General features: G+C 40.7%; 25 protein-coding genes and 1 pseudogene. 21 read left to right on the top strand and 5 right to left on the bottom strand.

Annotation, left to right across the window (positions count from 1 at the left end; translation table 11 throughout):
* Nucleotides 1–189: 189 nt before the first annotated feature.
* The 15 genes from B4F08_RS15760 to B4F08_RS15690 all read left to right on the top strand — a co-directional run bounded on the left by B4F08_RS15760 (nt 190) and on the right by B4F08_RS15690 (nt 10,460).
* Nucleotides 190–396, top strand: a complete 207-nt coding sequence (locus B4F08_RS15760) for a hypothetical protein (protein ID WP_291375275.1) — start codon at nt 190–192, stop codon at nt 394–396.
* A 239-nt stretch (nt 397–635) separates the two neighbouring features.
* Nucleotides 636–1,334, top strand: coding sequence for a hypothetical protein (locus B4F08_RS15755; protein WP_291375273.1), 699 nt, complete (start codon nt 636–638; stop codon nt 1,332–1,334).
* Between the two features lie 88 nt (nt 1,335–1,422).
* Entirely contained in the window at nt 1,423–1,695 is a 273-nt protein-coding gene (locus B4F08_RS15750) for a hypothetical protein (RefSeq protein ID WP_119063719.1), read from the top strand.
* 554 nt (nt 1,696–2,249) lie between these two features.
* Nucleotides 2,250–2,648 carry a VOC family protein gene (locus tag B4F08_RS15745; protein ID WP_119063720.1) on the top strand — a complete coding sequence of 133 codons (399 nt, stop codon included), beginning with the start codon at nt 2,250–2,252 and terminating at the stop codon, nt 2,646–2,648.
* A gap of 627 nt (nt 2,649–3,275) precedes the next feature.
* Nucleotides 3,276–3,941 carry a pseudouridine synthase gene (locus tag B4F08_RS15740; RefSeq protein ID WP_291375271.1) on the top strand — a complete coding sequence of 222 codons (666 nt, stop codon included), beginning with the start codon at nt 3,276–3,278 and terminating at the stop codon, nt 3,939–3,941.
* Nucleotides 3,942–4,226: 285 nt separating this feature from the next.
* The gene (locus B4F08_RS15735) at nt 4,227–5,183 is read left to right on the top strand and encodes a DUF5660 family protein (protein ID WP_119063721.1); all 957 of its coding nucleotides are present in this window, start codon (nt 4,227–4,229) and stop codon (nt 5,181–5,183) included.
* A 150-nt stretch (nt 5,184–5,333) separates the two neighbouring features.
* A complete protein-coding gene (locus B4F08_RS15730) occupies nt 5,334–5,726 on the top strand; it encodes a ribonuclease E inhibitor RraB (RefSeq protein WP_086208762.1) in 393 nt (130 codons plus the stop codon).
* A 131-nt stretch (nt 5,727–5,857) separates the two neighbouring features.
* Complete coding sequence (locus B4F08_RS15725) at nt 5,858–6,307, top strand: SRPBCC family protein (RefSeq protein WP_171264420.1); 450 nt, start codon at nt 5,858–5,860, stop codon at nt 6,305–6,307.
* A gap of 59 nt (nt 6,308–6,366) precedes the next feature.
* Nucleotides 6,367–6,717: a DUF488 domain-containing protein gene (locus B4F08_RS15720; RefSeq protein WP_110973865.1), complete on the top strand. Its 351-nt coding sequence runs from the start codon at nt 6,367–6,369 to the stop codon at nt 6,715–6,717.
* A gap of 176 nt (nt 6,718–6,893) precedes the next feature.
* Nucleotides 6,894–7,232, top strand: a complete 339-nt coding sequence (locus tag B4F08_RS15715; RefSeq protein ID WP_110973864.1) for a zinc ribbon domain-containing protein YjdM — start codon at nt 6,894–6,896, stop codon at nt 7,230–7,232.
* 139 nt (nt 7,233–7,371) lie between these two features.
* Nucleotides 7,372–7,737 (top strand): 5-carboxymethyl-2-hydroxymuconate Delta-isomerase, encoded by a 366-nt coding sequence (locus B4F08_RS15710; protein WP_291375265.1) that lies wholly within the window; start codon nt 7,372–7,374, stop codon nt 7,735–7,737.
* Nucleotides 7,738–7,971: 234 nt separating this feature from the next.
* Nucleotides 7,972–8,307: a YegP family protein gene (locus tag B4F08_RS15705; protein WP_110973862.1), complete on the top strand. Its 336-nt coding sequence runs from the start codon at nt 7,972–7,974 to the stop codon at nt 8,305–8,307.
* A 110-nt stretch (nt 8,308–8,417) separates the two neighbouring features.
* Nucleotides 8,418–8,864 (top strand): YybH family protein, encoded by a 447-nt coding sequence (locus tag B4F08_RS15700; protein WP_291375262.1) that lies wholly within the window; start codon nt 8,418–8,420, stop codon nt 8,862–8,864.
* 96 nt (nt 8,865–8,960) lie between these two features.
* Nucleotides 8,961–9,365 (top strand): NUDIX hydrolase, encoded by a 405-nt coding sequence (locus B4F08_RS15695; protein WP_291375260.1) that lies wholly within the window; start codon nt 8,961–8,963, stop codon nt 9,363–9,365.
* A 39-nt stretch (nt 9,366–9,404) separates the two neighbouring features.
* Entirely contained in the window at nt 9,405–10,460 is a 1,056-nt protein-coding gene (locus tag B4F08_RS15690; RefSeq protein WP_291375258.1) for a DUF1176 domain-containing protein, read from the top strand.
* On the opposite strand, the gene B4F08_RS15685 is transcribed toward B4F08_RS15690, so the two are convergent.
* Both B4F08_RS15685 and B4F08_RS15680 read right to left on the bottom strand, forming a co-directional pair.
* Nucleotides 10,457–11,392, bottom strand: coding sequence for a tRNA dihydrouridine synthase (locus tag B4F08_RS15685; RefSeq protein WP_291375257.1), 936 nt, complete (start codon nt 11,390–11,392; stop codon nt 10,457–10,459). The two genes, B4F08_RS15690 and B4F08_RS15685, sit on opposite strands and share 4 nt — an antisense overlap.
* 62 nt (nt 11,393–11,454) lie before the next feature.
* A complete protein-coding gene (locus B4F08_RS15680; protein WP_291375255.1) occupies nt 11,455–13,041 on the bottom strand; it encodes an ATP-binding cassette domain-containing protein in 1,587 nt (528 codons plus the stop codon).
* A 478-nt stretch (nt 13,042–13,519) separates the two neighbouring features.
* Here B4F08_RS15680 and B4F08_RS15675 point away from each other — a divergent pair, with 478 nt between their 5' ends.
* Complete coding sequence (locus tag B4F08_RS15675; protein ID WP_291375254.1) at nt 13,520–13,909, top strand: hypothetical protein; 390 nt, start codon at nt 13,520–13,522, stop codon at nt 13,907–13,909.
* Nucleotides 13,910–14,139: 230 nt separating this feature from the next.
* Here B4F08_RS15675 and B4F08_RS15670 read toward each other — a convergent pair whose 3' ends face one another.
* Nucleotides 14,140–14,949, bottom strand: coding sequence for a cytochrome C assembly family protein (locus B4F08_RS15670; protein ID WP_086208752.1), 810 nt, complete (start codon nt 14,947–14,949; stop codon nt 14,140–14,142).
* A gap of 138 nt (nt 14,950–15,087) precedes the next feature.
* Between B4F08_RS15670 and ffh the strand changes: the two genes are divergently transcribed.
* Complete coding sequence (gene ffh, locus B4F08_RS15665; RefSeq protein WP_291375252.1) at nt 15,088–16,494, top strand: signal recognition particle protein; 1,407 nt, start codon at nt 15,088–15,090, stop codon at nt 16,492–16,494.
* 186 nt (nt 16,495–16,680) lie between these two features.
* Nucleotides 16,681–17,286, top strand: a complete 606-nt coding sequence (locus B4F08_RS15660) for an RBBP9/YdeN family alpha/beta hydrolase (RefSeq protein ID WP_291375250.1) — start codon at nt 16,681–16,683, stop codon at nt 17,284–17,286.
* On the opposite strand, the gene B4F08_RS15655 is transcribed toward B4F08_RS15660, so the two are convergent.
* Together B4F08_RS15655 and B4F08_RS15650 are read right to left on the bottom strand one after the other, a co-directional pair.
* Nucleotides 17,277–18,008, bottom strand: a complete 732-nt coding sequence (locus B4F08_RS15655) for a type III pantothenate kinase (RefSeq protein WP_086208749.1) — start codon at nt 18,006–18,008, stop codon at nt 17,277–17,279. The genes B4F08_RS15660 and B4F08_RS15655 overlap by 10 nt on opposite strands.
* A gap of 17 nt (nt 18,009–18,025) precedes the next feature.
* Entirely contained in the window at nt 18,026–18,781 is a 756-nt protein-coding gene (locus B4F08_RS15650; protein ID WP_086208748.1) for a biotin--[acetyl-CoA-carboxylase] ligase, read from the bottom strand.
* 27 nt (nt 18,782–18,808) lie between these two features.
* Between B4F08_RS15650 and B4F08_RS15645 the strand changes: the two genes are divergently transcribed.
* The 3 genes and pseudogenes from B4F08_RS15645 to smc form a co-directional block, all read left to right on the top strand.
* On the top strand, nt 18,809–19,612 hold the full coding sequence (locus B4F08_RS15645; protein WP_291375248.1) for a sulfite exporter TauE/SafE family protein: 804 nt from the start codon (nt 18,809–18,811) through the stop codon (nt 19,610–19,612).
* Nucleotides 19,613–19,772: 160 nt separating this feature from the next.
* Entirely contained in the window at nt 19,773–20,468 is a 696-nt protein-coding gene (locus B4F08_RS15640; protein WP_086208747.1) for a GntR family transcriptional regulator, read from the top strand.
* A 10-nt stretch (nt 20,469–20,478) separates the two neighbouring features.
* Nucleotides 20,479–23,692, top strand: a pseudogene (gene smc, locus B4F08_RS15635) (chromosome segregation protein SMC); the annotation flags it as partial.

The raw sequence follows: 23,692 nt of genomic DNA, 5'->3' as shown, positions 1-23,692 counted from the left end.
AAAAATAGAGTGGCTAATTTTTCGCTTATGTGGACATCAATCCTTTTAACTTGATATGGCTTAGAGATCAGTTTCATCTTTAAATAATGATTGATTTTCATACGCTATCCGTTTAATTTTATAAATACATACTTTTTGTATGGTTTTGTTTGTAGTTGAACTTTATAAAAATTATTCGGGGAACTGTAAATGATAAAATTTATTGTAAATGAAAAGCCTAGTGAAAAAGGTGTACATCATATTCATAATGCATCCTTAGGCTGCGAAGACTTACCTAGCTCGGAGGATCAAATTCTGATTGGTTATTTTGCCAATTATGAGCTGGCTTATAAACGGGCAAGAATGAACTGGCCCAGAGAAAAAGTCGAAGGTTGTGACAAGTGCTGTTTTGGGTGAGAAGCATCAAAAAGCTTTGCAAGTCGCAAAGCTTTTTTGTTTTAGGCGGTATTTGAAATTCAGATAAACCTTATATCCTCAGCTTTAGCTTTAAGTCGCAAATTGATGAAAATACATATCTTAAATTGTTTGTTCATGCTGATCATAGAATATCAACAGTCTGTACGTTCTATTCAAGCTTATAATGCTGATGGATAAAAAGTAAGGTCTGATGTTTGCTCATAATTTTAAGGATATTTATGACTAAGTCTTTCAAGGTGGTTTTGCTTGGTGTGATTGCATTGTTGAATTCGTCTTCATTGGTTTATGCAGATACCACTTTGAGTACAGCAGAAAAACAGCTAAAAAAAGACAGCATTCGTTATAAGGCCTATATTCCTACGAGCTATACCGTATTTGAAGCTATTCAGGGAGACTTAAACAAGGATGGCTTAAAAGATGTAGTTTTGATCGTCAAAGCTACAGATCCGAAACAGTGGATCACTGATGAATATCGTGGAAAACTAGACCGCAACCGCCGTGGCGTGGTTGTGCTGTTGAATGTAAAAGGGCATTATCAAAAAGTCGTTCAAAACCTGTCGCTATTTTCCTCGGAAAATGAAGATGGTGGTGTGTACTTTGCCCCTGAGTTGGTGCCCTCTATCGAAAAAGGCTTGTTAAAACTGCATTATGCACATGGTCGTTATGGATATTGGGCCTACCAGTTCCGTTTAGAAGGGCGTGATATGCGCCTGATTGGTTATGACAGTTCAGATAATTTCGGCCCCTATGTGAACAGTGAAACCAGTGTTAATTTTCTTACCGCGAAGAAGCTCGTCAGAGAAAACCTCAATAAAGACCTTGATAGCGACCCTAAATTTAAAGAAATATGGAGCAAGGTGAATATTGCTCCGATGTATTTGAGCAAAATTCAGGACATCGACGATCTTAGTTTTTAGTAGCCTTGGCGTGGTTTTTGCTAAGTTAATTTTAATGAATATGCTTTGATATATTGTGTGAGCATGATGAAAAGATATAGGGGAGATGATGGAAAATAAAGAAATGGCGTTGATTGAAAATGAGAAACCGAAACTGAGTACAGTTGCGCATCTCATGGCAGGTTGGCCTTTATTTTTAGTGATCATTGGGGGTGCAATCGGCGGAGCCTTAGCTGTGGTTGCGTATGTAATTAACCGAAAAATCTATCTGTCTCAGCTCAGTAATATGCAGAAAGTTTTAGCGAACTTACTCTGTGGTATGTCTGCGATCAGTTTATGGTGGTTTATTGCAACGTGGTTGCAAGGCTATATGGGAACTTAATGTTTTGAGCAGTTTAATGCCAAGAAACCGAATAAGACTGAACGTATGCAATGAAATAGAATAAAAAACTGCTGATGTGTGTAAATTTCCTTTGTTTTTCTGAATTTTTGGAAATTTTTTTCATCCTATGACGAAATAAGCGAATCTTAGGAATTTTATTTCGTATCATTTTGCCTAATATAACGTTCAAGGGCACAGGAATCGAAAAGAGTAGTTTGCGACTCGTTATCTATCAGATCAGCGTCGTACTTACCCACAAGGTCTCGATTCAGCTTAGGACGCTATAGATTATCCATCTATAGGCAAAAGTTTAGAACTTACCCAGTTTTAATCGTTGAAGTTATCTCCTGATCCCAAAAAATCATAAAGCTTTATTTCTTAAATATTTTTATCCCATTTTTTTCAAATTATCTCAAAATATTACACTGAATCAGTAGTGTGTGAGCATTGTAATGTTTCACAAATGCCTATCTAAAAACGTCTAATTCATAACACGGAAAAGCATAAGCTTCTGCTATAACCATTAAAAGTCTGATAAAAAATATGGAACAACAATGAAAATATATGTCACCAGCATCATGGTCGATAGCCAAGAAAAAGCCTGTCAGTTTTATACAGAAAAACTCGGTTTTAAAGTCAAACATGATGTACCTGTGGGGGATTATCGTTGGCTGACTTTGGTTTCCCCCGAAAGTCCTGAAGGTGTTGAACTGCTACTGGAGCCTGATGCACATCCTGCGGCACAGCCGTTTAAAACCGCACTCAAGGCAGATCTGATTCCCTATACTTCTTTTCAAGTGGATGACCTCGATGCGGAATATGAGCGCCTGAAAAAATTAGGGGTACATTTTACCGTAGCTCCCACGCGAGCAGGCACAGTCAAGGTAGCGGTGTTTGATGATACTTGTGGCAATCTTATTCAATTGATGCAAATGTTCAAAAGTAATGAATGAGTAAGATATCTGCCTTTGAAGAAATAAAATCCTGAGAAAAGCGCTTTTATGTGCGAAAAAAATCACAAATTCGGTTCATTTGGGAAAATATTTTTTATATGAATAATAATCTAGGATTTTTTTCCAAAAACAGCCAAAAAGACTTTATCTTCGGGAAACAATCCCGTCCTTGGATTGTTAAATTATATCTCAAGGGTGTGACGGGATCGAAAAGAGTAGCATGCTACCAGTGGCGCAAAACGCGTGAGTAGTACTTACCCAAAAGGTCTTGATTCGGCTTAGGACGCTATAAATCAAAAGTTTATAGGCTATAAGATCATCACTTACAAAGTTATGATAGTTGAAGTAAACAACATGTTTTCCCAGACTCCCTAAAAAATTTCTCCAATGAATAAACAGCAAAACAAAAATAAAATTCTAGATTTCTAACAAAGTTTAAAAATCCTGCTGATTCAGTTCCTCATGGATCATTTCATTTTTAAGCCTCCTATTCAGTACTGACCGATCAACTATGATTTACAGGGCGAAAAACCAATAGCCGAGAGAGTTTTCTATATTGGTGAGATGATTGACAGTAGAAACACAGCTTGTTATTTTTCGCGCTCGCTTTTCTATGCTGTTATTTTCATGGCTTTAAATGACAACTTTGTTTATGCACCACCCCAAGAAGACTTGGTGATCGTTTATGAAGACGATGATTTGGTGGTGATTGAAAAACCTGCAGGTTTGTTGTCGGTGCCAGGACGTTTACCAGAACACCAAGACAGTGCCTACTTACGGGTTTTAGCGCAGTATCCACATGCCAAAATTACCCATCGTTTAGATATGGCGACTTCGGGGATTTTAATGTTTGCCAAGCACCGCGATGCCGAAGTTGCCGTCAGTAAAATGTTCCAAGCTCGCACGGTAAATAAACACTATATTGCTTTAGTTCAAGGCCAGTTGGATGCTGAAGGCAGTGTTGACGTACCGTTGATTACCGACTGGGAAAATCGACCACGGCAGATTGTGCACTTTGAGCTGGGTAAGCCTGCAAAAACGCTTTATCAAGCCCTTAGTTATGACATTGAGACCGATAATACGCGAGTTTTACTGACCCCGATTACGGGGCGTTCGCATCAGCTTCGTGTGCATATGCAATATATCGGGCATCCTATTACAGGGGACAAGCTCTATCATCCTGAACCGACAAGGAGTCCTTTAAAGCGTATGGCTCTACATGCCAGCTTTTTAGCCTTTAAACAGCCTTTAACAGGGGAGACTGTTACTATTCATGGGAACGTACCTTTTTAACCAAGACACATTTTTTAATAAAAACGAGAAATACTTAAAATTTGGGATATAAAATTGCCCAAAACACAGCTAAGTTAGAGTGTAAAAGAGCCTCCTTAATGTATAGCGAATATGTCCATTTAAAGTGTTAGGTTATGTGCTTCTTCTTTGGATAAGGTATTGCTGAGCAATTTGAGATGGGCTGAGAGTACGTTTGTCTGTTATAAGGCTCGCCGTTCAATTTACAAGCTATCTAATAGATGAGCCTCAAAAAATAAAAATGACTTTCCCTTTGGGAGATAGGCTATGTTTTATCTACTTGCTGTCATGATTGCATTACTCAGTACGATTATTTTTTGGCAACTCAGGCGCAGTCTCGGCCACAAAAAGCAGATTGAAATTTTAGAATGTAATTTAGAGCGCAGTCGAAATACCTTAGAGGCTTACGAACAACAACAGCATGAATTACAACATCGACTGACGAGTTTAAGAATTGAAGTGGGAACACTCAGACAACGTGAACAAGCACTAAGTCATTATCAAGAAATCATTGATGTCGAACATTATGTGATTGAACGGCTGAGCCAAGTAGAGTTGTTTGCAGAAACAGTTAAATTTGACGCCGAACAGATGCTCAATCAATGTCGACAACGGATTGAAAAAGTAAATCACTTCTTATCGGAATACGAGCTCAAAGCCAAAGAAACCATCATGCAACGGGCAAAGGAAAAGTTAGGCGCATTTTTTCACATGGCAGAAGAACGAGAGCAGTTGGCTGAAATTTCTAAAGCATTAAACAATAAAATTGAAACACACAGCCACATTTACCAACTGCCTTCAGAGCAGTTATTAGATGAACTCATCGAAGGCTATGGGAAAACGGATGCGGCCAATCATTTACTCAAAGTCCGTCAGCAGGTGATTCGTGCTGTAGAACATAATCAAGTGGTCACTTGTGCATTTTTGGATGAGCATCGGCATTTATCCGCCATCGCATTGCTTTCTCAGTTATTTAACAGCAAAGCAGACTTTTATTTACAACGCGTTGCTCAAGACAATCTCGGTTTGCTACTTCAAGCACTGCGCGATGACTTTACTTTAATTAATCACTATGGTGCTGTCTTTGGTCATGCCCGTATTATGGACCATTATCTTGCGCTACGGTTAGAAGAGTTAAAATTTACAGCTTTATTGAACAGTTTAAAAACGGGGGATGTGCAAGGACAAAGCCACATTGTGCTTGAACATCGAGTTGTACAATAAAGTTGCAAATAGATAGAAAAAGAAAGTGTAAAAATTGGCAGAAAAAATCAGATCCACCTGCTAAAAAATGAGCAAATTATGCTATGTTGAAGTCACTATTTTGTCACTTGCCAACGTTATATTGGCTCAAAAGATAACAAGGACATTCGCATGACACGTGATTTTGAATTATATCCAGATGATGACAACGGAAATGTACTTTGGCAAATGGCTGAGGATGGTGATGATCTGTCAGAGCCGCATGAAATAGAATATTCGATCGCCTTTCAAGATCAGTCACAAGCTGAAAAATGTGCACTGTATTTATTACAAGAAGAACAAAAAATTACCTTATTTGTCGATGAGGACAATGATGTTTCCGAATGGATCATTACCATTTATGTCTATATGGAACCTGAGTATTCTGATATTGTCGACTTAGAACAGTGGTTTACCAAAATTGCAGAGCAGTTTGGTGGTGAATACGATGGTTGGGGCTGTATGGCGTATGTCTATGATGACGAAGAAGATGACGACGAAAACTATGAGCAAGGCCAAGCTTAGGTCAGCACCAAATTAAAAGCATGTTGAAAAACATGCTTTTTTATTTGCTCTATATTTACGCACAATAACGCTACAGTTTCTAATTTCTAGCGTTTTAAACTAAACATGAATATTTGAAAAGAACGAGAAAAATGATGTCAAATAGTGTTCAGTTACACCGCGTATTTAGTGCACCTGTCGAGCGTGTCTATCGTGCTTTTACCCATGCAGATGCTTTAGTAAAATGGATGGCACCGCATGGTTTCACGGCTCATGTGGAGCAGTTTGATGTACGCGAGGGTGGTCAATATCGTATGTTTTTTACCAACTTTAGTACAGGCATGCAGCATTCATTTCATGGTACCTATCATGAAATCATTGAAAATAGCTTATTACGCTATACCGATGAATTTGATGTACCTGAACTGGCAGGTAAAATTGAAGTCCGTGTAGAGTTTAAAGAGGTCTCTGTAGGAACAGAAGTTCATATCACACAGTCTGGTTTACCAGAAGTGATTCCTGTCGATGGCTGTTATCTGGGGTGGCAAGAGTCATTGCAACTCTTGGCTTTTTTAGTGAATCCAGACATTCCCGATGAATAATACTTCGTCATCGTTGAACAATTGAATAAGTTGCACAAAAGAATAAAAAGGAGTTTTGCATGCCAATACGCATGAAGCGGATTTATGCACCTGTTGAAGCCGAAGATGGTAAGCGTGTTTTGGTTGATCGGCTATGGCCACGAGGAGTCTCAAAGCTTGAAGCCCAAATAGATCTGTGGTCAAAAAACTTAACCCCGTCCAATGAGCTGCGGAAATGGTATCACCAAGACATGGTGGCACACTGGGATGAGTTTAAGGTCCGTTATATGAAAGAACTGGAAGCACATCCCAGCGAGTTGAATGACTTACGGCAACTGGCATTGCAAGAGCAGATCACGTTACTTACCGCAGCTAAAGAAGAACAGCATAACCATGTGGTGATTTTGAAGCAGTGCTTGGAGCAAAAATAAGCTTAGGATGAGTGTTCTACGGGTAAAATTTACTTTAATCATGCATCAACGTTGTTTCTACAGAAGCAAAACCAAAGCCATAAAATAAATACGTGATTCACATTGTTTCGCCTGAATAATGCTATATTGGCGCTTTGAGCAATGCGAATTGCTTATTTTTTATTTTTGAGGTTTTTATGTCTTTACCCAACTGCCCAAAGTGCCAGTCCGAATATACGTATGAAGATGGTGACTTGCTGATCTGCCCTGAATGTTCAAACGAATGGAAAGAGGGGGAATCTACCGAAGAAGTGGTGGCAATTAAAGATGCCAATGGCAACTTACTCGCTGATGGTGATACAGTAACGGTAATTAAAGATTTAAAAATTAAAGGTTCGTCGTCTGTGGTAAAAGTCGGAACTAAAGTGAAAAATATTCGTTTGCTACCTGATGCTGCAGATGGTCATGACATTGATTGTAAGATCGACGGTGTTGGCGCGATGAAACTCAAGTCTGAGTATGTGAAAAAAGCCTAATGCGCTGAGTTTACAGTTAGCAATTAAAATGGAGTCAATAGGACTCCATTTTTTGTTTTAAACGATTTTGAAAGTAGATGAATTGTTTAAACAAGTGCACAGCATGTTATAAAGATAAAAAACTGTTGAAGAATACGTTATGCCTCATATCCACCTTGAGTACTCAGATAATATCGACACTCTCGAAGTTAAACCGATGTTGTTGGCTTTAAACCAAGCTTTGCTTGATGGTGAGTTTGTACAATTGGGCAATGAAGTGAAAAGTCGTGCCATCAAACAATCCGATTTTGTGATTGGGGTAGATGGAGAAGCAGAAGCTTATTTACATGCCAAAGTCTCTTTACTTAGCGGTCGAGATGAAGCCACGCAATCTGCTATTTCCAAGCTCTTACTTAAAACATTGCAGCAAAATTTTAAAGTCCCGACCGATTTAGTTGTACAAATATGCGTAGAAATTATTGAAATGCCAAGAAATAGCTATAGTAAATTGGTGCTAAAAGCCTAAAGTAGTTTAAGGATAATCAACCGTTTCAGCCGAGTTGAGAAAATGCAGTGTTGGCATTTTGATGTTGTCATGCATTATTCATATAGCGCTGTTATTTTAAAAAAAATAAAGATGAGTAAGGCAATAAATGGCTTTTTTTTATAAAAGAAGTCATTTATATTTTATAAAATTGGATGGTTTTTTATTCAAATCTGATTTATTTATTATTGCTTTAAAATAACAAGAGGTGAGCTTATGTCAGGATGGTACGAACTCAGTCAGGCAAATGACGGTCAATATCGCTTTGTTTTGAAAGCGGGAAATGGAGAAGTCATTTTAACCAGTGAACTGTATAAAGCAAAAGCGTCAGCCCATAATGGAATTGAGTCAGTTCAGAAAAATAGTCCAGATGATGCGCGTTATGATCGCTTAGAAGCCAAAAATGGTAAGCCTTATTTTAACTTAAAGGCTGCCAACCATCAGATTATTGGAACCAGTCAGTTTTATGCTACGGAGCAGTCACGCGATAAAGGCATTGAGTCTGTAAAAAACAATGGTGCAAGCGCCACAATTAAAGATTTAACAGCTTAATTTGCTATTAAATTATTGATGGGTTTAAGAATTTAAAAAACTCGCGTGTTAGCTAAGGAAGGCGCACGCGTTTTTTTATGGGTATTTTATGCGCATTGTTGGAGCACTATGTGGATGTACGATTAATTGGGGATGAGCATGCGGGGCATGAGATTATCTTCAAACTCAAGCAGTGGGATGATGCCATTTGTAAAATGGATGTACAAAATATTATTCGTCTTTGCCAGAGTGATGTCAGTTTGTTTGATATTGGATTTGAGTTACAAGGCGTACAAGCCTATCAGGAACTATGGCGACGCTATGCACCATTTTTTCAGGGTGAAGTGAAGGTTTTTAGGCGTAGCCTGAATATTTTTAGTCGTGATGGTTTGGCCTTTGTTCATTGTTATTCCAAACTTGATCATGCCAGTGGTGTGGCTACACCTGAGATCCCTTGGTGCCGAACGACACTGTGTTTTCTAAAAACGGCTGGAGAGTGGTTGGTTGCACATCAACATATTTCAGTGCCTGTCGATTTTGAGACACAAATGTCGAAGCCGATCTACTTTCTTGATTGATGAAAAACTGAAAGGCAGAGGCTTTACAGGGGTTAATCAATTCATGTTCAGACTGTGTTTTAATGAATGAATGTAGCTTTGACCAACGGAAAGTGTATGGCATTCCACGATTTTTACCGACTAAGCTCTCATGCGGTCATCACCAATGCTGTAGGGCAGGTTTTATTACTGAAAGCCAATTATGCTGATCAGGCTTGGGGTTTACCAGGTGGTGCATTAGACATGGGTGAAACCATTCATCAAGCGTTACTGCGAGAGTGCCAAGAAGAGCTCAGTTGTGAGGTCCAAATTGATTATTTATCGGGTGTGTATTTTCATGCGGCAGTGACTTCACATGCGTTTATTTTTAGATGTCATTTGGCTGCATCGACCGAGATTAAGCTGAGCGATGAACATACGGCCTATGCATGGTTTGATTTAGATCAACTGTCTAAAGTGCAACGGATTCGTGTTGAAGACTGTTTAAATTATACAGGTACGGTACAGAGCCGAAGTTTTTAAGCACAGGGTTAATATTCCACGCAAGCGGAGTGAAGTCATATGTTGAATAAAACGTTAGGAACGCTAAGCCATTCACTCTTGGGCGCTGTTTTGATCAGCACCTTATGTCAACTGGCTTATGCAGATACGGGGAGTTACTTTATACATAAGGACTGGGAACTTGCCTGTGATAATACGGGTATGTGCCGTGCGGCAGGCTATCAGAGTGATGCTCAGTTTGGTCAACCAGTATCTTTACTGATTTCTCGTCCCGCAGGTGCAGGCGGTGCAGTGCTTACCCAACTTCAGATAGAAGAAGACTTAGTGCAAAATATGGAGGCAAATCTGAGTGTTGGCGCTACTTCGTTGGGAAGAGTCACCTTTGATGCCCACAAAAGTACCGCAAAACTGTCCAGTGCTCAAAGTACGCAGTTGCTAAAGGCCTTGGTGGGTGCAGAAGATATTCGTCTCACGACCCAAGCACAGCAATGGCAAATTTCAACCGCAGGAGCAAATGCTGTTTTGCTCAAAATGGATGATATACAAAAGCGGGTAAATACACCGAATGCCATCTATCAAAAAGGCAATCAGTCTGAGCAAAATGTTTTACAACCCAAAGCCATCCCTAAAATTGGCATTACAGGATACCGACCTGCGGTTGCCAGCCACTTTGCCGTGGACAGTAAAAATGCCCATCAACTCTTTAAAAAGTTAAAAGCAAAAACAGATGAACAAGACTGTCCAAATCTCTATGAGGCGCGGTTTTTTGAGGATGATCGGGTTTCAGTCTATCCGCTGAATGCGGAACAAGTGGTGGTTCAAGTACCATGTTGGCGTGGGGCATACAATGAAGGTCTAGGCTACTGGGTCATGGACAAAGCCTTACAAAAGATTCAGCAGCAAGTTACCACATCAGGCTCAAGTTTTAGTGAGGCGCAAATTTTCTCAGAGCAAAAAGGGCGGGGCATTGCTGACTGTGGTATTCGTTCTGAGTGGGCTTGGAATGGAAAGGCTTTTGTCCTCAGTTATCAGGCACAATCGCAGCAATGTAAAGGCTTTGCGGGTGGTGCGTGGAACTTACCCACTTATGTCGCGATCGTTGCGCGAACGGATTAAGTCACACTTGTATTTAGTTTGAGAATAATGTCATCTAGTGGCTTAATACGTTTGACTTCATCCCATAAAGCTTTGGCTTCAGGATAATGTTTAGACATCATGCCGAGCCATTGCTTATAGCGTCCGACCATATTCATTTCTTTTTTATACCCACCGTTTAAGAAACGGATTTGTAAGCTCAGTAGCTCATTCCATGTCAGTAGAGGTGTATCAGTATTTTGACGAATACACTGGGTTAAATCGGGAGTGGTCACGGCACCACGTCCAATCATCAAATCTTCACAGCCAGACTCTAAGCGACACTGTTTCGCGTCTGCATTATTCCAAATTTCACCATTGGCAATCACATTGATCTTTAAGGCTTCACGAATCGGGCGGAGTTGATCCCAAAAAGCGGGTGGGGTATAACCATCGGCTTTGGTCCGTGCATGCACGGTAACCCAAGCCGCACCTGCGTCTTCAATGGCATGAGCATTGTCCAACATAAAATGTCGGTCCATATAGCCTAAGCGCATTTTCGCAGAAACAGGAATGTGCACAGGAACCGCATCACGTACTGCTTTGACCAGTTCATGCACCACTTCTGGCTCATCTAAAAGCACCGAGCCACCACGGTGACGGTTCACGGTTTTGGCTGGACAACCAAAGTTCATATCAATGGCGGGTGCACCGAGTTTCACAGCACGGATGGCATTGGCAGCCAGCATTTCAGGGTCATTACCTAAGAATTGAACATGCACGGGTGTTCCCGCTGCCGTTTTTCCGTCATGCAGTAATTCAGGGCAATACTGATGAAAAATATGATCAGGTAAGACCGAATTGGTCACACGGATAAACTCGGTCACACACCAATCGAAGCTACCCACAGACGTGAGCACATCACGCATGATTGGGTCAGTTAAGCCTTCCATCGGTGCAAGGATGAGTTTCACAGCGGTGTCACCAGTCAAATAGAAAAACGGTGTTATACGCAAATCCGATCACGCTGTCCAGTCTAATGCGTTTGGGTTAAATCGAAATAGTTTTGAATCTGTGTCTCCTCGACAAAGGCATCATCATGTGAAACTAAAATAACCGCCCCTGTAAAATCGCGAATAGCCTGTGCCAACAGTTGTCTTGAGTCGATGTCGAGATGATTTTCGGGTTCATCCAGTAACAGTAAGTCCACAGGCTGTGCTGCGAGACTGATACACAGTAAGGCAACTTTGAGTTGTTCACCGCCACTAAGTAGTGAGATGGGAAGCAGAGCCTTATCTCGTCGAATTCGAAGTTGGCCCAATTGATTTCGACACTCTTCATCAGACAAAGACGGATTCAATAATTGTAAATTGTGTACCGCATTCAGTTTTGGATTCAGCAGACTAAAGTTTTGATCTAAATATAACGATGCTCCTCGCTTGAAAATTTCTCCCGATTGAACATGACTATGATTTTGGATGGCACGAAGTAAAGTCGACTTACCTGAACCATTTTGGCCGCGCAGTTGGATTTTTTCTCCGTTATATAAGGCAAAAGAAATAGGCGAGATAGAGAGTGTGGTTAAAACCACCTCTTTTAAACGAAGAATTTCACCAGTTTGTTGAGGTTGAAAATGGAAATCAAACTTTTGTGACTTCATCTGTTCTAGCTGTTGCTGTTTGTTTTTGAGTTCGTCTTGCGCTTGTTCCTTTTGGCGAAGTTGTTGCTGCGCGACTCCCGATAGCGCTTGACTGGCACGTTCTTTTTTAAAGTCGAGCAGGATTTTGGCTTGAGAACCTGAGCTTCGTAATTTCTGCCCATACTTTTGCCTTTTCTGGGCTTTCATGCGTTGTTCATGCTGTTGGACTTGTAATTGTTTAAGTTCGCGTTTCTCTTGCGAGATGTTGTGTAGTAACGCCTGCTGTTGTTGCTCTGCTTGTGACTGATACTCGGCATAGTTGCAACGGAAATGTTGCAAGCCAAAATCATTTAAAACATAAGTATTGGAGATTTGATTTAACAATGTGCGGTCGTGGCTAATGACTAAACAGCCCGCAGGATGCTGAAGGATTTTTTGGCTTAACCACACACGACTTTCATGATCTAAGTGATTACTGGGCTCATCAAGAAGTAAATAATGCTCAGTTTGTAAAAAAAGGCGACACAGTGCCAGTTTAGTTTTCTGACCTTCACTTAGTTGAGAAACCGAGCTGGATAGATCTGTAGGTAAGTTTGCACTTTTCAGTAATTTTAACCATTCAGAGGGTTGATGCCATGCATGTTCGACGCGGTCATAGTCTTCAAAGCTTGCGGTAGATTGTTCAATACGTTGAAAACTTGCATGCAGGTCAGCAATATTAAGGGCTTCGGCAAGCGTACAGTTGCTTAAACGTTCGAGCTGGCTTAAGTGGGAAAATGGCATATGCCAAATCACTTCGCCACTCGCATAATTGGGTCTGTGCGCTTGAGTGAGTAAGGACATTAATATTGATTTGCCTTGACCATTACGTCCAATCAGGGCTGAACATTGGGCAGCGGGCAATTCAAAGTTTAAATGCTGAAAAAGTGCTTCATGAGTAAATTGAACACTTAGGTTTTTTACGGTACAGGCCTGTTGGGTCATTGAAGACTCCTTTGTACAGGACATACAAAATAAATTTTTATATAGAGATATAGGGTAGTAAATAAGTTTATTTTGCACGTCAGAAAACAAATAAATTAGATTTGACGGAAAATAAGACTTACTTCATTGGCATTACTCTAAGTAGAAGGTAGAAGAAGGGAGGCGTAATAGTTTTGTCAGTATAACAAGTGGATGAAAAATAATCTATTTGCATTATTCTAATTATAAATTTAAGGATGATTTATCAATACTATTGGCTACAGGAGCTTCGTCATAGACGCATAAATCTTTCACAGACCGTGATTGATTGGGGGGAATTAGTCAATTATGGAGGGGATGAGTTTATCTACATTGTCATTGGTCAAAAGCATTGTGTTCTGTTTTAGTGTTATTTCGTATAGGCTCTATAATGTTAAATGGAATAAAATTTTGATCAAGTTTCTTTTATAATAAATGAAAATTTAGGATATTAAAAATAATGAAATTACTAAGCTTTATACTGTTATTTATTAGTAGCAGTTGTTTTGCTTTATCTGGTGACGAATTCGATCAACAGTATCGACATTTGAATGGTGAACTCAATAAAGCTGTAATTAATAATATGATCTATTCTAGAGATTATGATGATAAAGAGGTTCCACTTTCAGAACAATTGGAATCTAAAAGTAAGTGGTGTGATTTAACCAAAGCTAGAGTAAATTTATTGGATTTTGTGATTCAGAATTTCTCTGCTTATAAAACATGGGTGAAGCAAAACAATCTTGATGATGATTCTAATTTGGATGATTTTAATAAGTTTCATAACAATCAGCAGAAATCATATATTGGTTGTCAGCTAAATCTGGAAGAATACCGATTAAAAATGTAATTAAATTATAAATACTAAGATGAGAGCTAGATGTTAATTTTAGAAAAACTAGAATTAACATCATCACTGTATACATAATTTATTGCATAAGTTTTTATAAATCAAATAATTAAATTTTGATGGAAGTTCAGTTTGCCTAAGCTGGGCTTTTCTGTTGGGCCATTATGTTATACATCTACTTTTTGAGTAAAGTACTGTACCCTTAATAAAGCGAACTCAACGAAAAGACGTCATCGACCTAAAATCATTTCCAATACAAACTTAGATCCGATAAAACCGACAGCCAACAAGAAGAATCCAATTAAGGTAAAGCGAATCGCTTTTTGACCTCGCCAACCGAAACGGTAATGTCCGATGAGCAAAGCCCCATACACAAACCAAGAAATAATACTAAAAGCGGTCTTATGTGCCAGATGTTGGGCAAAAAAGTTGTCAATGGTAAAGAAACCAAACACCAACGCCACAGTCAGTAAAATAAAACCCGTTTTAATCAAGTCAAACAATAAAGATTCCATCGCTTGAAAAGAGGGCAGTAAGTTGACCCAAAAGCGTTTCTTTTGTTTGTTTTTTAACTCACGATCTTGGAACCATAAAATCACGGCTTGTATGGTCGCCATGAGTAGTACTGCATAGGCTGACAGCGATAAAATAATATGAATATCTAAGCCCAATGAGCGCTGTTCAATAAATTGAGTGGACTGACTAAAAGCAAAACCTAAAATAAGTCCTGTCGCGGCCACAGGAATGCCAATCAGGTTCAAAGCTAAAATTGGACGATAAGTACTATAGAGTAGACTGAGTAACAGCATGAGCCCCGATGTAAATGACATTAAGACGAAAACGTCATAATTCACTCCCATTGGCGTGAGCATGTCATGGTACAAAACGGTTGCATGTAACAATAGGCCTAAGCCTAAAATAATACCAATAAACCAATGGTTTGGATCACGTTTAGCCATTAATTTGATAAACAAATACCAAAAAGAGGTGGTATAGGCAACTAATGCTAAGATGGTATAAACCAAGGGCAGGCTAATCATGTCAAACCTTTTTCAGGATGATGAATATTCATTTATATAAATTCGGTGCGAACTACAGTATCCTATAGCATTCTATGCATAAATTTTCTATTTTAAGAAAGATTTTTTTGCAACTAGCAATTTTAAGCGGATTTTGCAATGTTTGATACCTTAACGGAACGACTCACGCAGAGTTTAAGAAATGTTACTGGCTCTGGGCAGCTAACCGAAGACAATATTAAAGATACCCTACGTGAAGTACGTATGGCACTTCTTGAAGCCGATGTTGCACTTCCTGTAACTCGTGAATTTATCGCGAAAGTTAAGGAAGAGGCGTTGGGTCAGGAAGTGATGACTCAATTATCGCCGGGCCAAGCATTTGTTAAAATCGTGCATGACGAATTAACAAAAATGATGGGCGAGGCCAATGAAAGCCTTGATCTTGCAGCAAAACCTCCTGTTGTGGTCCTACTTGCGGGCTTACAAGGTGCAGGTAAAACAACAACGGCTGCAAAACTAGCTCGCTTCTTACAAGAACGCCAAAAGAAAAAAGTAGCGATGGTGTCTGCCGACGTTTACCGTCCAGCAGCAATTAAACAGCTACAAACCGTTGCAGGTGAGGTCGGTGCGATTTTCTTTGAATCGAGCGCTGACGAAAAACCGATTACTATTGCAACGCGTGCAATTGAACAGGCCAAAATTCAGTTTGCGGATGTCTTGATTGTCGATACCGCAGGTCGTCTACACGTAGATGACGAAATGATGGACGAGATCAAAGAACTTCACGCTGCGATTAAGCCAACTGAAACTTTGTTCGTGGTCGATGCAATGACCGGTCAGGATGCGGCAAATACAGCCAAAGCCTTTAATGATGCATTACCATTAACGGGCGTGATTCTGACTAAAACTGATGGTGATGCACGTGGTGGTGCGGCGCTTTCAGTACGTGCCATCACAGGTAAGCCAATCAAATTCTTAGGTATGGGTGAAAAGCTCGATGCCTTAGAGCCATTCCATCCTGAACGTGTTGCACAGCGTATCTTAGGTATGGGTGACGTACTTTCTTTGGTCGAAGAGCTTGAACGTAAAGTCGACAAAGAAAAAGCCGAAAAAATGGCGAAAAAACTGCAAAAAGGTGGCAGCTTCAACTTTGAAGATATGCTAATGCAGTTTGAGCAAATGAATAAAATGGGCGGCATGATGGGCTTCTTGGATAAGCTACCTGGCATGAGTAATGCAGGGATCCAAGATGTGTTGGCACAAGCGAACCCTGAAAAGCAAGTGAAAAAGATGGAAGCGATTATCCAGTCGATGACCATCAAAGAACGTCGTAACCCAGACCTGATGAACCCAAGCCGTAAAAAGCGCATTGCAGCGGGCTGCGGTATGGATGTGGTTGAAGTCAATAAGTTGATTAAACAACATGCACAAATGGCGAAGATGATGAAGAAATTTGCTAATCCATCAGGCATGGCAAAAATGATGAAATCATTAGGTGGCTTGCAAAAGCAATTTGGTGGCGGTGGTGCGGGACCATTGTTCGGTGGAAATGACAAGAAAAAATAAGTCAGCTTTCACAATGAGATGAGTAAAAAAGGCGCGTATGCGCCTTTTTTACGTCTGTAATCTATGCAACAAGAGGATAGAGCTAGTTTCTTCAGTAACAAGGGGAATAACAAAAACGCACTGTTTATGGACTGAAAGTTGCGTAAAATTTATTCGTTTAAAACATTATAATAAGAAGCTAGAAAAATGAGTAAATCTAAACAACATATTTACATCGTGCATGGTTATCAGGGATCTCCCAATGATCATTGGTTTCCATGGCTAAGCCAAAAACTTACCCAGATAGATGCTCACTTGGCCGTTAAGCGTTTGGTATTGCCACATAGTAATACACCGAATTTTGAAGAGTGGCAGCAGGCTTTAGCTTTGCAAATGTCAACTTTGGATGAAAACACCATTATTGTTGCGCATAGTTTGGGGTGTTTGGCAACTTTACATTACTTGAGTATTCAACTGCGGGAACGTCGAATTAAAGCCATTTACTGTATTGCAGGATTTAAAGCCCCTTTGAAGGCTGTTCCTGAGCTAGATAGCTTTATTGCTCAAGCGAAGTTAGACAGTGGGGTGTTACATTCACATATTGCTTCGCGTGTGGTGATGTTTTCAAATAACGATCCTTTTGTTCCACCCCCTTTAGTTTTGACTTTTGGACACTTTTTAAGTGCTGAAGTTCAGGAGGTAAAACGTGCAGGACATTTTATGGGAGAGGATGGTTATATTGAGTTTGAGTTGCTACTTAATAATTTAAAGCCCCTATTACTGTCTCAGACTGCGATTTCGACTCAAAATTGATGCTGAATATAATATTGCAAGCCTTTGAGTAATAAATCATTTTCAATGCAAGGTGCATAATGCTCCAAATAACGTGCAAATATAGGAGCATCGCCACCAGTTAAAATCAGTTGACGTGGGGACTGCTGTAAAACCTTTTCAATGGTACTGACGAGACCAAGCAAAATTCCATGATGCACGGCGTCGATGGTATTACGACCGGGCCCAAGTTGATCAAAAGCTGCATCTGGAATTTTAATACCTTTGGTGTTTTGAATGAGTGAATCACGTTGTAGGTAAAGATTTGGTAAAATATATCCACCTAAGTGTTGTAACCCATCAGCCAAGTCAATGGTCAGCGCTGTACCACAGCTAATGACACAATAGTTTTGCCTAGCATCGCGTGCTACAGCCAGTACTTGTAGCCAACGGTCAATTCCGAGCTGTTCAGGTTTTTCATAGCCACACTGTAGACCCGCATAGCTCGCCTGTACTTGGGCAAAGGTGATGGGTACATTTAAGCTTTTTAGAAGCTTGTTGATTCGGTCGTTATTTTTTTTGTCCTGAACCGAAGATACCCCAATCTGCTGAATATTTAAGTTTTTAAAATGTTGAATCAGTCCTAAAAGTAAGTCAGCAGGGGATTGTAAATGTAACTCAGCACCTTGTTCTATGATGCGATCTTCCTGCGTAATCCAATATTTCAGCCGCGTATTGCCAATATCTAACCATAGATTTTTCATGATAATCCTCGGTCTATTTAAATGACGGATGTTGGGCGCAAGCGGCCTTGGTAAAAGCATTCAACACCATTCGCGGTCTGAATTTGTACTGCACCATCATCTTGAATGCCTAAGAATATACCTTGAGATAGACCTTTCATATGCTCAAATTCAACCTGTTGCTGCATGAAGGCTGCATAATGGTTAAAACGTGAAGCTAAATTGGCACTATTATGAGAAAACCATAAGCCTGCTTGTTGAATGGCCAGATACAGTTCTGCCATTAAGTGAATTCGATCTGGTTGGGCTAAACCAAGCTGTTCAAGTGAACTGGTGGCTTGATCGAGCTGGGTATCTTCGACTTGATTGATATTGATGCCCACCCCAATGATCGCTTGGTGGCTCGATAGCGGTTCAACTAAAATTCCGCCCCATTTGCCTTGTGCACTATATAGGTCATTTGGCCATTTCACTTGCAAAGCTAAACCTTGTAAGCTCGGCATTTGTAAAATATTGAGCGCAACTTCTAAAGCCAAGCGCCCATCTATAGGTGCTTTGCTTTGTAACAATGTGCTTAAATAGATGTTTCCTTCTGGGGACACCCATTGTCGTTGGCGTTGTCCACGGCCGTGTGTTTGCCGTGTGCTACACACTAAAACACTCTGAATCCCTTTTTGTGCAATCTCTCGCACATCGTCATTGGTGGATGTGGTAACTGGTTTTAGCAATAAAACTTCAGGGAGTTGCTGTGCTTCAGCGAGAAGTTGTTGTAATTGGCGTGTCTCTAAATCCATATGAATCTGAGAAAAGTGGAAATGATCATGGAGTTAATCATATATTTGCTGATTGGTGCAATCGCTGGTTTTACTGCGGGGCTGTTTGGCGTTGGTGGCGGGCTGATTATTGTACCAATTTTATATGTGGTGTTTACTCATCTGAACTATGATCCCAGTGTCATTATGCATATGGCAGTGGGAACTTCGTTGGCCACAATTATTGTCACGTCAATGAGCTCCGTGAGTGCGCACCATAAACGGGGAGCAGTGTTGTGGTCGGTATTTCGTAATTTAGCTCCTGGGTTGGTTGTGGGGGCATTTTTAGGTGCAGGCATTGCTGACTATATGTCGGGACATGGCTTACAACTGCTCATTGGTTTCTTTGCTGTTTGGGTGGCGTACAAAATGTTTAGTGGCGCACATGTCGAGGTCGATCCATCGCGTCAGTTGCCGTCAACAGGACGACAGTTATTTGCTGGAGCAGGTATTGGTGTGGCTTCTGCGATTTTTGGCATTGGTGGTGGAAGTTTGACAGTGCCGTACTTAAACCGGCATGGGGTCGTTATGCAAAAAGCGGTGGCGACATCAGCAGCTTGTGGCTTACCTATTGCAGTAGCTGGCGCTTTAGGCTTTATGTGGTTTGGTCATCGAGCTGAGGTCAATGTACCGAATACCATTGGTTATATTCATGTCTATGCCTTTTTCGGGATTGCGATGATGAGCTTCATTACTGCCAAGTTTGGGGCAAAAGTAGCGCACCATTTGTCGCCAGCGATGTTGAAAAAGTGTTTTGCGGGGTTATTAATTGTCGTTGGGCTATATTTTATTTATCAAGGTTTTAGTTCTTAAATAAGCGCGAAAATCTTGTCTAGCTTGATTTTCATTGGCATTATAGACGGTAAAATTGTCTGACAATGACATGGTGTTTACCGTTTAATCTCAGGTAAAACTTAAAAATAGGTCACTAAAGACCATGGATTGCATCTTATAAAAACAAGTTAGGAACAGTATGCAAGCACATGATACAGAGAGTTTGTCCGAACAAATTGCCAAGCACATCAGTGAACAAATTATTCGCGGTGAGTTGGTTGAAGGTGAGCGAATACAAGAATTACGTATTGCCGCAGAACTGGATGTGAGTCGTGGTTCTGTGCGTGAAGCTTTGTTATTGCTTGAACGTACCCATCTGATTGAAATTTATCCGCGCCGTGGCGCGATTGTCTCAGAAATGTCAGCCCAACAAGTGCGCGCCTTGTTTGATACCAGCAGCCTGCTTTTGGGGCAAATTGTGCAACGTATTGCGGAGACATGGCGTAGCTATGAAGCGGAACGTTTGCAATTGTTATTGGATGAATTGAGCAATCAGTTGAAACAAGGCAGTATCGAAAAATTTTATGATTTAATTTTTGAAGGATTGGCACGTCAGCATGAAATGGTGGGCAATCCTTATCTGATGAAGTTCTATCAAGAGCTATTACCCTCGATACGTCGAAGCTATTTTTTAACCTTAAATACTTCACGTAGAGAGTTACAAGAATCTTATGATTTATTTAAACTAGTGACTGATGCGGTTTTAATCAGAAAATCACAACAAGCTACTTTATTTATGGAAGATTTTTGTCGACACTTACGTAACTTGGTGTTGGAATCTCTGACCCGAATGAAACAAATTGAACTTGCGTGGGCGAGACGCTCACGACGTTAGTCAGGACATTATGCGTTTAAGCAGTTTAAAACTTTCCGGCTTCAAATCTTTTGCCGACAGTACTACATTACACTTTAAAGATAGCCGTACCGCTGTGGTTGGGCCGAATGGTTGTGGTAAATCCAATGTAATCGACGCGATCCGTTGGGTCATGGGTGAATCCAGTGCACGTCAGTTGCGTGGTGGCAGTATGCAGGATGTCATTTTTACAGGCACGGCAAAGCGCAAGCCGGTTAGTGTCGCAAGTGTAGAACTGCGTTTTGACAACACCTATGGCAAGTTAGGTGGCAGTTATAATGCCTATACTGAACTGGCAGTTAAGCGTCAGGTCAACCGAGATGGTAAGTCTGAATACTTTTTAAATGGCACCAAATGTCGTCGTCGGGATATTACCGATATATTCTTAGGCACAGGTTTAGGGCCACGTTCTTATTCGATTATTGAACAGGGCATGATCAACCGTTTGGTTGATGCAAAACCTGAAGAAATGCGGGTGTTTATTGAGGAAGCCGCAGGAGTTTCACGTTATCAAGCACGTCGCCGTGAAACTTTATTGCATTTGGATCACACCACGCAAAACTTATCGCGTTTAGAAGATATTGCCTCTGAGTTAAGATCACAGTTAAAAACTTTAAAACGGCAGGCCGAAACCGCGATTCAGTACAAAACACTGGAAAGTCAAATTCGCACCATTAAAGTCGAAGTTTTATCTTTTCAATGCGAACAAAGCAGTCGTTTACAGCAAGAATATACGCTACACATGAATGATTTGGGCGATCAGTTCAAGTTAGTCCGTTCAGAGTTAACCACTTTAGAGCATGATTTGACTTCAACCAGTGAGCTATTTCAACGCCTGATTCAGCAGTCCACGCCCCTACAGAGTGAGTGGCAACAGGCCGAGAAAAAGCTGGCTGAGTTGAAAATGACTTTGGAACAAAAGCAGAGCTTGTTCCAGCAAAATACGACGACTTTGGCACAGCTTGAACAGCAGAAGGCGCAAACCAAAGAACGTATGCAGTTGATCGAGTTGCAACTGGAAAGTTTGCACGAACAAAATGAGCTTCATACCGAACAGTTACAACAGCAAGAAAGTCAAAACCAACAGCAAAGCCAAGGCTTAACGGATTTAAAAGCACAGCAGCAACAATTGCTTCAACAGTTTGAACAAGTCAAAAGTTTGGTTGAAAAACAACAGCAACAAAAAACGCAAATGTTGGCGCAAAGTGAACAGTTGGCCAAAAACATTTTACGTTTTGAACAACAAAAGCAAATTTTAGAGCAACAAGCGGCGCAAATTCAAAACCAAAGCCAGTTGGATGCGATAGACCAATTGTTGCATGCCAAGCAAGACGCCGAGGCACAGCAGTTACAACGTGAGCAAAGTATCATTGAGGTGCAGTTACAGCTAGATGATTTGCGTATTCAGCATCAAGCTGCTCAAACTGAGTTGAATCAGCACAAAGCAGATATACAGGTCTTAAGTGCAGAACAGAAACATCTAAAGCAGCTATTGGTCAAAGTCAGCGCCTTAAAAAATAGTGATCATCCACAGTTGATGCACGTGCTGAAGCTTAAAGATGCGGCTAAAACCCATGCCACGCTGGTCGAGAAATTCTTAGCCAAATGGCTTTCAGCGCATTGTTTGGAAAACAGCGATGCATTCACCGATGCGGTTGCACGTCAGTTAACGCCTCAGCCACATGTTGAACTAATCGAAATTGCAGGTTGCGATAGCCTAGCCAGTTGGATTGAATCACCGCAGTCCTCTTTGTGGCAACAGGTGGGAGTGACCACCAACTTAAAACAAGCCCTCGCTTTGCAAAAGCAATTGAAAGATGGTCAGTCTCTTCTAAGTTTAGACGGTTATCATGTTGGCGTGGACTGGGTGATTGGTCTGGATTATGACGAAGCGAGCCAAGCTGGACAGGGGGCACTCAGTCATCGAATTCGTTTAGATGAAATTGAACAGAGTCTTGCTGAAAAAACAGGACTTCTGACTCAGCTTGAAACGAAAACCACAGAACTTCGTACTCAAGTTCAAGCAGTAGATGAGCAGTTAAAAGCGGATCAACAGCTATTGAAAAAAGAAGTTCAAGCAACCCAACAGATTGACTTGAATATCGCCAAAGTACAAAGTACCAACCAAGCCTTTGAAGTGCAAAAACAACAATTGGCCAATCAATTGGCACAGTTAGACAGTCAACTCGAAGAAGATGCCATGCAAAAAGATGATCTAGAGATTGATCTGCATGCATTGAATATTAAGCTTGAGCAAAACTTGCCTAACTACAAAACCATGCAGTTCCAAGTGGAGTCTTTGACTGAGCAACTGGATGACAGCCAGCAGCAGGCACAGCAGGTTTGGCAAGCACTTGAAATGGTACGTCGTCAGGCAGTGCAAACCACACAGCAGATTGAACTGTTAGAAAAAGACCGTACTTTTTTAAAAGCACAGTATCAGCAAATTTTGTCGCAGATGGAACAGGCCAAAAAGTTTATTGACCCTGTACAACTGGAGCTACCTGCCTTAGAAAGCCAGTTTAGTGAACAAGCACAGATCACTGAAAAGTTACAAAAAACATGGTCTGAATGGCAAGTTGAGCTGAATGCGGTGCAAGAGCGTCAGCAGAGTTTGACCGAACAACGTCATCAGCATCAGCAACAAGATGAAAAGCTGAGAACTCAGTTAGAAGAAAAACGTTTGGCGTGGCAAGCTGCAAAGTCAGACTTACAACATTATTCTGAACAGCTGAAAGAGATGAATGTTGAAGCTATTGAGGGTTTGAACATTGAGATCAGTAGCCATCAACAAGTTCTAGAAAAAGCACAGCAGCAGTTTGAGAAATTGGGTGCAGTGAATTTGGCAGCTTCAGAAGAATATGAAGAAGTGTCTAAACGTTTTGAAGAATTGAGTCATCAAATTCAAGATTTGGAAAATACCGTTGAACAGTTGCGTGCTGCAATGAAAAGTATTGACCAAGAAACCCGCAAACTGTTTATGACTACTTTTGATCGGGTCAATGCTGAACTACAAGATTTGTTCCCGAAAGTGTTTCAATGGTGGGGAGGCGAGTCTAACTTTAGAAGATGACTGGCAGTCTGGGGTAAAACTGATGGCCCGTCCACCGGGCAAACGCAACAGCTCATTGGCACTACTTTCAGGGGGAGAAAAAGCCCTGAACGCATTGGCCTTGGTGTTTGCAATTTTCCGTCTCAATCCATCG

The organism is Acinetobacter sp. UBA6720, from assembly GCF_002454215.1.
GTDB lineage: Bacteria > Pseudomonadota > Gammaproteobacteria > Pseudomonadales > Moraxellaceae > Acinetobacter.
The sequence above is the reverse complement of the archived record's forward strand: the minus strand, read 5'-3'. Positions and strand labels throughout refer to the sequence as shown.